This is a genomic window from Streptomyces sp. JNUCC 64 (genome assembly GCF_054484115.1).
The window spans coordinates 7412271-7423211 of the sequence record NZ_CM137015.1 but is presented as its reverse complement, the minus strand read 5'-3'; the positions used below and the strand labels follow the sequence as shown (position 1 = coordinate 7423211).

The window sequence follows — 10941 nt, the reverse complement described above, 5'->3', positions numbered from 1 at the left end:
GGTGCGATGGCCACGGAACCGGAGTTCGGCGTCCGCGACGACGGGTTCGCGCCGAAGGGCTTCGACACGATCCTCGCGGAGAGTCTGGAGCGGGCCCGCGCGGTGCTCGGCGCGGACGTCGACCTGACGATCACCAGCCCGCTGCGGAAGGTCTTCGAGGTGACCGCCGCGGAGGACGCCGAGCTGTGGAAACGGCTGGAGGACGGCTACTTCGCGAACTTCGTGTCCACGGCCCCCGGGGACGCGCTGGACCTGCTGGGCGAGGACGTGGGGCTGGTCCGGCGGGAGTCGTTCGCGGCGGGGGAGGCGGAGTTCACCCTGTCGGGCGGGGTGCCGGGCCGCTCCTACCTGGTGCCGGAGGGGACGGTCGTGGTGACCGCCGCCCCGGTGCGGGCGTTCACCACCCTGGCGGGGCTGACGCTGACGGCGGCCCGGCCGATCGGGCGGGTACGGATCGAGGCGCTGGAACGGGGCCTCGCGGACCTGCCGCCGGGCGCGGTGACGGCGGTGGACCCGGGGTACGCGGCGGTGTACCTGGGAGACCTCGGCCCCGCCTCGCTGGCGGTGACCAATCCGGTGGCCCTCACCGGCGGCCGGGTGCCGGAGGGGCACGACGTCTACCGGGGGCGGCTGCTGGGGACGTCCCGTTCGCTGTGGACGCTGGAGGCGGTGCGGCAGTCGGTGCTCGGCGTCGACGGGGTGATCGACGTGCTGCTGTCCGATCCGCTGGGCGGGGTGGACGTGTCCCAGGGGTACTTCGGGATGTTCGACTTCGGCCGCCGGCTGTTCAGCGCCGAACGGCGGGTCGGGGAACCGTACTTCTTCGACGTGGTGGTGGCGCACGAGTACCGCTGGCCGTGGCGGACGACCGGGCCGGTGCCGGGGGTGCTGGAGCGGGTGACGGCCGCCGTCGACCTGGTCCGGCCGCCCGGGGTGCGGCCGAACGTGGTGGCCGCCGACCACATCGACGTGGGGGTGCGGGCGGGCGTGGTGCTGGAGAGCGGCTACGACGGGGAGGCGGTGCTGGCGGCGGTGCGCTCCCGGCTGGCCGCCGAGGCGGGCGGGGCGCGGCTGGGCGGTGACGTGCTGTACGCGCGGGTGGTGCGGGCGTTCGCGGAGGAGCCCGGGGTGGTCGACGTGCGCCGTCTCCATCTGCGGCGCCATCCCCCGGCGTTCGGCCGGATCTCGTTCGGGGAGGTCGCCCACCAGACGCAGACGGTGGAGGTCCCGGTCGGCGAGAACCTGGTGATGGGCCCGACCGAACTGGCGGTGTTCCGCACGGACTCCGCGCTGCACGACCTGCGGGTGGTGACGGGATGACCGGGAGGGAACCGGCCGACGGGACGGACGGGACCAGCGCGACGGGATCGAGCGGCGGAACGGACGGGCCCGGCACCGTGGACCTCGCGGGGGCGCGGATGGCGCGACGGCTGACCGTCCCGTTCGCCCGGGGCGCCGATCTGCTGGACCTGGTCCTGGTGCCCGGCGCGGACGGCGCGGCCCGGGTGGCGGCGTACGACTTCGGGGAGCACCGGGCCCGCTTCGGCCGGGAGCCCGAGCCCGCCTACGTCCTGCGGGCGCTGTGCGACCTGCCGGACCCGACCGAGGTGACGGTGGAGCTGGCGTCCGGCTCCGGGCCCGCCCCGGCGGCGGTCCGGCTGGCGTTGCCCGGGGGGACCCTGGCCGGGGAGTCGTTCGTGGTGCCGGTGCCCCCGGACGGCGCGCGGATAGCCGGGCTGCGGGCCGATCCGGCGCCCGGGGGACGGCCCGTCGAGCGGGCCTGGTCGGTGACCGCGCTGCTGGGCACCACGGCGAAGCTGCTGTGGGCGCTCGGCCGGGAGCGGGACGTGCTGTGGCGGCAGGCCGCGCGGACCGCCGGGCAGCGGCGGCTGGCCGGGGCGACCGGCGCGAGCCTGGACCTGATCGGCGCGGACCTCGCCGTGCCCCGCTTCCCCCCGCTGCCGTACGGCTTCGACGCGGACACGGTGGCCCTGTACCGGCTCGACGACCGGCCGGGCGCCGAGCCGCCGGTGGTGGACGCCACGGCGGTGTTCCCCGGGCGGACCGGTCACCACGGGACGCTGTCCGGCGGGGCGGTGCCCGGGGCGCCGGGGCGGCACGGGACGGCGCTGGCGCTGACGGACGCGGCGGCGGTGGTGACGGTGGCCGGGGCGCCGGAGTTCGACGTGCCCGCCGACCGGGGGTTCACCGTGGAGTGCTTCGTCCGGCCCTCCCCCGCCGACGGGAGCACCGGTGCCGACGGGGGGCGGGTGCTGGGCCGGGGCGCGGCGGCCGGGCCCGGCTGGGCGCTGGAGACCGGGGAGTTCGGCCGGGGGCTGCCCGGATCGGTGCGGGCGTGGATCGCGGACGCGGGCGGCGTACGGGCCGAGGTGTTCGGCGACCGGTCGCTGCCGCTGGACCGCTTCACCCATCTCGCGGCGGTGCTGGACCGGTCGGCGGGGACCTGGACGCTGTACCTGGACGGCCGTCCCGTCGCGGCGGCGCGGACCACCGGGCTCGGCGCCGTCGCCCCGACGGCCCCCGTGCTGATCGGGCCGGGCGGGAGCGGGTTCCGGGGCACGGTGGACGAGGTGCGGATCTCCTCGGTGGCCCGCTCCGGTTTCGCGCCCGCGCTCGGCGAGTCGGACGCCCACTACCGGCGGCGGCTGGCGCTGTTCCGCCGCTGGACGCTGCCGACGCCGGACCGGCTGGCGGCGCTGCTGAACGGGACGGTCGGCCCGCTCGGCGGTTACCCGGACCCGCTGGTCGTCGACGACTCGGACGTGCCGCTGGTGCGCGGGGTGGCCACGGTCCGGGTGGTGCCGGTGGCGCTGCGGTCCGGGGAGAGCGTGGACGCGGAGGGCCGCCGGGACACCACCGAGGCGGAGCTGTACGGCGCGGACCCCGACGAGGACTTCGACGCCGCGCTGCTGACCCGGTACGTCCGGCCCGGGGTGGCGCACGATCCGCCGCCGCCGCGCGAACCGGTGCCCGGAGAGCCCGCGCCGGACCCCCGGTTGACGCAGCCGCCGGTGGCCGTGGCGCTGGACGCCCTGGTCGCGCTGGCGGAGACGGAGGCCGGGCCGGGCGGGCTGGTGGTGGCGGGCGGTTTCGACCCCCGGGCGGCGGACGCCCGGGCCGCCGGGCGTGCGGTGCTGCTGCGGCACCCCCGGATCGCGCCGGGCAGACTGGCGGCGCTCGCCCACCGGGCGGGCTTCGACTGGACGCGGGCCCTGCCGCGCGGCGGCCCGGTGTACGCCTCGCGGGCCCCGGGCGGACTGCTGGCGTTCACGGTCACCCCGGAGCGGGTGGTGGTGGGCACCCCGGTGACGGTGGCGCGGGCCTCGGGCGGCGTCCCGCTGCCGACCGGCACCGAGACGGCCTTCCGGGTGGTGCCGCACGGCCCCGGCCGGGCCGCCGTCACGGACGGTACGGACGGTACGGCGCGGCTGCTGCCGCTGGCCCCGGGCCGGGTGACCGTCCTCGTGGACCTGACCCGGGCGGGGCGGACCGTGTCGGGCGGGGTGACGGTGCGGATCGGGGTGGCCGCCGTCCCGGACGGCGGCTGGCTCGCCGCCGACGGGAGCACGGACGCCGTCGGCCCCGAGGCGGTGGTGGGGGCGCCGGAGCCCGCCCTGGACCCGGTGTTCCTGGTCCGGCACGACGACCCCCGCGTCGACTACGGCGAGTCGGAGGGCAACCGGCGGATGCAGCGCGGGACGGCCGTGGCGCTGGACGCCCTGCTGGACCGGGTCGGCGGCACCCTCACCGTGGTCGCCGCGTACCGTCCCGCGACCGGTCCGCCCGATCTCGCCTCCCGGGGACGTGAACTGACGGTCCGTCATCAAACCTTGAGCGCCGGGGAGCTGGCCGCCGCCGCGTACGACGCCGGGTTCGGGCTGGTGCGGCGGACCGGTGCCGAGGTCCGGCTGTGGCACCCGTCGGCGCCCCTGCTGGCGGTGCGGGGCCCGGCGGAGCTGGCCGAGGGCGCGACCGCCGGATACACGGTGCTCCCCGGTCCGGCGGAGTCCGGCGAGCGGACGCGGCTGGGCTGGTCGTCGGGCGCGGTGCCGGGCGGCCAGGGCCGGGCCGGGGTGTCGTCCACCACCCGGCCCACCGTGCTCCTCACCGGACGGTCGGCCGGACGGGTCTGGCTCCAGGCGGTGTTCCGGGACGTCGACGCCCGCGGGCCCTACCAGGTGGAGGTGCGGCTACGGCCCGAACTCGTCGCCACTGGCACCGTGCTGGGGCGCGAGGAGTACGACCTGATCATGAACGCGCTGCACTCCCTGCACCCCGTCGGCGTGGAGTTCGTGACGGCCGGGCTGCGGGCCGCGGTGGTCGAACTGCGCGACGGCGGGGACGCCGACCCCGCCCACACCTATCCCAAGTTCCGGCTGCACCGATCGGCGGCCCGGCTGCGAAAGGGCTCCCCATGAGCGACGTCTCGTTCACCCCGACGTTCCGTCACACCGCCTGGATCGACAACCGGGACCGGGTGCAGGCGGGCGGCCCCAACGGGTTCAACGTGCGCTTCACCGCGCTGGAGTCGGACCTGGACACCCTGGCCGACGTGATCGCGGCGGTCCGGGCCGCGCTGGACGCCCTCGGGGCGCAGCCGCCGCCCTCGCAGCGGCTGCTCAGCCTCTCCCCCGCGCTGGTCGCGGTGAGCGGGACGGCCGCCTGGACGCACGACTCGGCGGGGTTCGCGGTGCGGCCCTCCAACCAGCCGTCGGTGGCGGGGCTGATGGCGGTGTCGTTCCCGCACGGGGCCCGGCTGGTGGCGCTGCGCGCGCTCGGCCAGAACACCGGTTCGGCGGCGCTGCTGAGGGTGTCGCTGATGCGGTCCCGGCTGAGCGGCACGCCGCAACCGGCGGAACGGCTGGTGCGGGTCTCCGGCGAGAGCAACCCGTTCGACGCGCGGGCCGGGATCGATCCGGCGCTGGCGACCGTGGACACCGCCGCGTACCGCTACTTCCTGCTGGCCACCGCCGACAACGCGGCGAGCGGCGACGTGGTGACGCTGTCCGCCTTCCAGATCGAGTACCTCGCCTCCTGACGTCCACGGGAGCGTCCCCCGTCCGCGTCCGACGGCCGTTCCCGCGCCACCACCGCCCCACCACGCACCCCACCCCACCCCACCCCACCTCTCCCCACCCACGATCCCTGGGAGGACCCATGCCCCTCTACATCTCCATCGACTACGGCGAGACCCCGTCCGTGGACAACGGCACCCGGCCCTACACCGGCGCCCGGGCGCTGTGGGACAACAACAGCATCACGCTCAGCGGCGGGGTGTCCGACACCCAGACCCGGGTCGACCTCCCGACCACCGTGAAGGTGCGGGTGAGCAACTCGGGCCGGGAGCCGGTCGAGGACGTCCGGGTCGACGCCTACGTGATGAACCCCTTCGTGGGGCTCGCCCACCCGGCGCAGGCCATGGTGCGGCTGCGCAGCGGACTCGTCACCGTCCCGCCCGGGTCGGGCGCCACCGGGAACGTCGTGGAGTGCCTCGTCCCCGGGGTGGAGGGCGAGCCGCCCCACCCGTGGAAGCCGACCGTGGAGGAACTGGGGGCGACCCAGGGGCACTCCTGTCTGGAGGTCAACGCCTACGCGGACGGCGACGGCGCGCCGCTCCCCGACGGCGGGGACTTCGACATCCCCGGCAACCCCCACCACGGGCAGCGCAACATCACCCTGCTGCCCGCCGAGACCGGGACGCGGGCCCCCCAGCTCGTCCTCCAGGTGATGCCGCCGCCCGAGTGGGCGGAGGAACCGGAGCTGACCGTCGAACAGGTGCGCGGAGCGCGGGCGTTGGGCGCGGGCGAGCGTGCGCTGCTCGCCTCGCACCCGGCCGTGACCGTGGTGACCGGCGAGGACGGCCGCACCCGGCTGCTGGTGGCCGACGGGAACGGGGACCTGGTCCCCGTCCATCTGTCCCGGCGCAAGCTGCGGGTGGACCTCGACCTGGGCGGCGACCCCTGCGGGGAGCGCACCGCGCTGCCGCACTTCACCGAGCCCACGATCGCCACGGTGACCCTCGCCTCGCTGACCCGGGAACGGGCGGGCGCCGCGCACGTCGTGGACATCGTCCAGCGCGCGGGCGGCACCGCGCGCGGCTGCGGGCCCCGGATCATCGGCGGTCAGCGGATCATCGGCCTGGTCACGGGGCCGGAACTCGGATGACCCCGGCCACCGGGCGGACGGGGAGCTGAGCCGTGCGGATCCGCGTCCGGGTGCCCGTACGGGTGCGGCTGGTGGGCACCCCGGACGAGGAACGGCTCGCGGAGCTGTCGGCGGCCGTGGCGCGGCTGGTGGCGGCCCGGCTGGCCGAGGCGGAACGGCTGCTGGCGGAACGGCGTCCCGCCCGCCCGGTGCCCGCGCCGCCGCCGCGCGAACGGTACGACCCGGAGCGCACCGGACCGGACGGGTATACCGTGCCCTCGTACGGGGGCCGGGGGGCGCCGGTCGCCGTGCCGGTGCGCGGCGGGGACGGGCCGCCGTGGCGGGTGCTGCGGGCGGTGGAGTTCCGCACCACGGTCGGGGACTTCCTCGACTGGGTCGAGGACGAGCTGTCCGAACCGCTGGCGGACCGGGTGCTGTACGCGGACCGGGACGCCGAGGTGCGCCGGGTGACGGTGTGGTGGGCGCAGACCGAACGCACCGTGGACCTCGGCGGGTTCGCCGGGGAACTGGCCGGACGGGCCAGGGAGCTGGGGCGGCTCGGGCCCGGGGAACTCCTCGCGCACGCGGTGACCCCGTTCGACGCGGGGCTCGCCCGGCTCGCGGACCTCGACCCCTCGGGGCGGGTGCGGGCGCTGCCCCGGCTCGGGGACCGCAACGCGCGCCGGGTGCGCGGTACCGGCACGGACGCGGAACTGCTGCACGGCGCCCGGGTGGTGTTCGCGGCGATGGCCCTGCCGGTGGTGACCACCGCCGGACTGCTGGACGTGGGCCCGCCCGTGACGGGTGGACTCCCGCTGCGGGAGGCGGGGTTCATGGTGGACCCCGACCGCTTCGCCCGGGTGGCCGGAGCGCCCTGGTCCGCCTACGCGGAGGCGTTCGGGGACGAGCCCGTGCGGGTGACGCTCCGGCCGGTGACGGTACGGCGGACGACCACGACGGACGCGGCGGGCCTGCTGCTCTCCCGGCTCCCCGACGGCCCCGGCGACGGCGACGGCGACGGCCCGGGCTCCGGCACTACGACGGGCGGGTCCACCGCGCCGGGCGACCCCACCGGGACCGCCGGGGTCGCCGGATCCACCGCGTCCACCGGAGGGCCGGCCCCCGGGAGACCGGACACGGCCCGGGCCGAGCACCTGCTGCCCCGGACGGGCCCGGCGCTCGCCGCGCTCCCCCCGGCGGTGCGCGCCCTGCTCGGCGACGGTGGTGGCAACGGCAGCGGCAGCGGTTCCGGCACCGAAGCGAGCACCGGATCCGGAGCCGCCCGGGGCACACGGACAGGACCGGGAACGGCACCGGGAGCGGGCGCGGGAACGGGCCCGGAGCCCGACCCCACGGCCGGACCGGAGGACCGGCCGACCGCGCTCCCCGCCGGGACCCGGCTGCTGTACCTGCGGGCCTGGCTCCGGGTGGACGCCGAACGGTCCGGGCTCGCGGTGCTGCGTCCGCTGGCCCGGCCGCTGACCGAACGACTGCGCGCGCTGCTGCCGGGTGAGCCGTCCGACCCCCGCTGGGTCGACCGGCTGCGCGCCCTCGTCCTGGACGAGCGCCTCGGCCCGGTGACCCCGCCCGTCCGGCCGCCGGGCGGCACCGTGTTCGAGTGGACGCTCACCGGACTCACCGCCCGGGAACGGGAACTGTTCTTCACCGCGCTCGCCGGGGTCGGGGACTTCGGGCTCCGCCACCGGGTCCTGCTGCTCGCCCTGGCCACCCGCCACGCCGCCGACCCCCGGGTCCAGGCGCTGCGCTCCGCGCTGCGGACGGCCCGCGCCGCCGCGACCCGCCACCGCTACCGGACGGACACCTCCCCGACCGGGATCCTGCTGGAGCGCGACCCGGCCCAGTGGGTGGGGGCCGGGGAGGTGCTCGGCGACAGGGACCCCACCTACGTCAGCCACCGTGAGGTGCGGCGGCTGCGCCCGGCGCGGGCCACCGCGCTACGGAACGCGGTGGAACGGGAACGGGTGGCGCTGGTCGAGAAGTTGGCCAGCAGCGATGACCAACGAGAGCTGAGCGAGGAGGAGTTCGCCCGGGAGGTGCTGGCCCTCGCGGTCCGGGCGATCCGGCTCACCGAGGAGGACTTCGAGAACGTCACCGTCGAGCGGAGTCTGCGCCTGGTCGGGGTGACCGAGGGGCAGCTCGACCAACTCCCCTCGTACACCGTGCGGTTCCGGTTCACCGAGCGGGTCCGGGGGTCCGGCTGGGAGGACGTGAGCGAGCCGCTGGAGGAGTCGGCCGGGGAGTTCGAGGCACGGCTCGTCTACTGGCGGCTGGGCCGGAGCGGTGACTACTACCGGGCCGCCGGACTGGGCCTCCTGGTGGTCGCCGCGCTGCTCGCCGCCTGGGAGGCCGGGCTGATCGGGTTGCTGGTCCAGCTGGCGGGCGGCACCGGCGCGGTGGTGACCTCGATCGCCGCCTCCGAGGTGCTCTACGTGCTGCGGGTGGTGTTCGGGGACGCCCGGCTCACCCTGGAGGGCGTCCTGGTCGCCGCCCTCGACGGCTATCTGATGGCGCTGGGGATGGGGCGGGGCGCGGCCCTGGGGCGCTGGGTCGCGGGCCGGATCGGCACGGCGAGCCTGCGCCGGGTCTGGGCGGGCTGGCTCGGACGGCGGCTGGCCGCGGGGGCGGCGGGCGGAGCGCTGACGGCGGGGCTGGAGACCTTCGCCCACGATGTGATCCAGGTGGTCACCGGACGGGGCGGATGGTCGTCGGTGGAGCGCTATCTGACCCGGATCTCGGCCGGGGCGGCCCTGGGCGTGGTCGCGGAGTTCACCCTGCAGCCCGCGCTCCGGGCGGTCCTGGCCCGGGTCCCCGCCGCGCTGGCCGGAGCCCGGGAGACGGCCGCGCTGCTGCGGTCCGGGGGGTGGAGCGGGACCCGGCTGGCGGCGGCCCTCACCGAGGGGCTGTCGCGGATGGGCACGGCGCTGCGCGAGGTGATGGACACCGAGGTGTCCTGGCGGCTGGTGACGACGCTGCACGCCCGGCTGGGCGAGGTGCTGCGGGAGACGGGCGCGGGCATCGTCACCCGGCACGTCCTGGAGCTGTCCCGGGTGACGATGACCCCGGCCGCCACCAAGGGGCTGGAACGGTTCCTGCGGACGGCGGAGGTGGGCGATCCGCGCACGGCGTGGGAGACCACCCGGCTGCTGGTGGCGCACCCGGACCAGACGGTGGCCCTGTTCGAGGTGGTGGCGGGGCTGGACGAGCCGGTGGCCCGGCGGTTCCTGACGGAGACGTTCGCGGGGCACGTCCGGCTCGCGGCGTTCCTGGGACGGCTCGCCGGGTATCCGCCCGCGGTGCAGCGCTCGGCGATCCGGGTGCTCGCCGTCCTCGGCATCCGGGAGGGCGCTCCGGTGCCGACCGCGACCGCCGAGGAGGTGCTGGAGCGGCAGTTCGCGCTGGGGGCACGGCTGCGGGCGGCGAACGCCGACGCGGAGGCGGAGCGGATCCGGCGCCGGATCGCCGCTCTGGAGGGCGAGGCGGAGCGGGCCCTGGCCGCGGGCAAACAGCGGCGGGCCCTGGTCAAGCGGCAGGAGGCGGAGGAACTCGGCCCACGGCTGCGGGAGCAGGAGGAACAGGCGGCGGCGATCCGGGCGGACGCGGCGGGACGCCCGGGCGACCAACTGCCCACCGACCCGGAGATCACGGCGCTGATCGACCGGCTCGAACGGGGCGCGGGCGCTCCCGGCACCGGCCCCCAGGCATGGGTCACCCTGCCCGCGCGGAAGCTGGAAGCCCACCCGGAGGCACTGCCCTGGGTGGTGCGGACGGTGTTCCGCAGCCGTAGCGGACACCGGGTGGTGTTCCGGGTGCAGGGCGGCACCTCGTCCGCCAAGCGCAGCCGGAACCTGGTGACGGTGAAGGAGGACGGGAACGTGGTGCTGCGGCCCGACGGGCACGACCTCTATCTGAACTTCGGGGTGTACGAACGGGCCGTGGAGTTCCTGGCGGTGAACCGGAAGGACGCCCAGCTCGTCGTCTTCGAGATCGAGGAGGAGTACTTCCGCAGGATCCGCGGCATCGCCACCCCGCAGGTCGGCCACCCCGCCAAGCTGCTGGTGGAGGACCCGGTGACCGGGGTGAAGTCCCCCTTCGCCCCGCCGGACGAACTGCCCGGGATCACCGACGTCCGGCGGGTGCCCCGGACCGTGGACACCCGGGACGCGGTCGACCAGTTGCAGATCCCGTCGGGCCAGGTCCCCGAGCTTCAGGAGTTCGTGGTGCCGGGCAGCGGCCGGGTGGTGGAGTTCCGGTGAACGGCCGCGCGGACCGTCCGGCCGTGGTGACCGTGGTGGTCCACGGCGAACTGACGGCCGGGACCCGGCGGGCGGTGGAGACGGCCGTACGGGCCGGGATCGAACGGGCCCTGGACACCGAGCCCGGCCCCGCGACGACGTCGCCCCCACCGGACCGCGCCGGCCCTCCGGCACCGCCCCCGCCACGGCCCGGGGAACCGGACGGCGGACCGCCCGCCTACCGGCTGCCGAGCTACGCGGCGGCGGGCCGCCCGGTGTCCCTCCCCCTGTGGCCGGACGGACCGGGAGGCCCGGACGGACCGACGGGGACGGGCGGACCGACGGGGACGGGCGGACCGACGGGGACGGGCGGACTGCTGGGCGCCGGGGAGGAACCGGTGACCGGGCCGGGCGGCGGAACGGCCCGGGAACCGGACGGGGTCGGGTGGTGAGCGGGGCGGTTTCCCCGCTCCGGTACGGAACCGCTCTCCCGACTGCTACAACGAGCGGGACCGTTCCGGAA

Annotated in this window: 6 protein-coding genes; all 6 read left to right on the top strand. The window is 76.9% G+C overall.

The window, feature by feature from the left end; translation table 11 throughout:
• Positions 1–6 precede the first annotated feature (6 nt).
• The 6 genes from ACVWNX_RS30635 (at position 7) to ACVWNX_RS30610 (ending at position 10870) form a co-directional block, all read left to right on the top strand.
• Positions 7–1320 (top strand): baseplate J/gp47 family protein, encoded by a 1314-nt coding sequence (locus tag ACVWNX_RS30635; protein WP_454411436.1) that lies wholly within the window; start codon positions 7–9, stop codon positions 1318–1320.
• A complete protein-coding gene (locus ACVWNX_RS30630; protein WP_454411435.1) occupies positions 1317–4439 on the top strand; it encodes a LamG-like jellyroll fold domain-containing protein in 3123 nt (1040 codons plus the stop codon). The genes ACVWNX_RS30635 and ACVWNX_RS30630 overlap by 4 nt, the downstream gene beginning before the upstream one ends.
• The gene (locus ACVWNX_RS30625; protein WP_454411434.1) at positions 4436–5059 is read left to right on the top strand and encodes a hypothetical protein; all 624 of its coding nucleotides are present in this window, start codon (positions 4436–4438) and stop codon (positions 5057–5059) included. The genes ACVWNX_RS30630 and ACVWNX_RS30625 overlap by 4 nt, the downstream gene beginning before the upstream one ends.
• A gap of 119 nt (positions 5060–5178) precedes the next feature.
• The gene (locus tag ACVWNX_RS30620; protein ID WP_454411433.1) at positions 5179–6186 is read left to right on the top strand and encodes a hypothetical protein; all 1008 of its coding nucleotides are present in this window, start codon (positions 5179–5181) and stop codon (positions 6184–6186) included.
• Between the two features lie 32 nt (positions 6187–6218).
• Positions 6219–10439, top strand: coding sequence for a hypothetical protein (locus ACVWNX_RS30615; RefSeq protein WP_454411432.1), 4221 nt, complete (start codon positions 6219–6221; stop codon positions 10437–10439).
• On the top strand, positions 10436–10870 hold the full coding sequence (locus ACVWNX_RS30610; protein ID WP_454411431.1) for a hypothetical protein: 435 nt from the start codon (positions 10436–10438) through the stop codon (positions 10868–10870). The genes ACVWNX_RS30615 and ACVWNX_RS30610 overlap by 4 nt, the downstream gene beginning before the upstream one ends.
• Positions 10871–10941 lie beyond the last annotated feature (71 nt).

Bases quoted from the DNA above. Each gene is read 5' to 3' on its own strand.
- ACVWNX_RS30620 (WP_454411433.1), top strand. From the start codon at position 5,179: ATGCCCCTCTACATCTCCATCGACTACGGCGAGACCCCGTCCGTGGAC.
- ACVWNX_RS30630 (WP_454411435.1), top strand. From the start codon at position 1,317: ATGACCGGGAGGGAACCGGCCGACGGGACGGACGGGACCAGCGCGACG.
- ACVWNX_RS30625 (WP_454411434.1), top strand. From the start codon at position 4,436: ATGAGCGACGTCTCGTTCACCCCGACGTTCCGTCACACCGCCTGGATC.
- ACVWNX_RS30635 (WP_454411436.1), top strand. From the start codon at position 7: ATGGCCACGGAACCGGAGTTCGGCGTCCGCGACGACGGGTTCGCGCCG.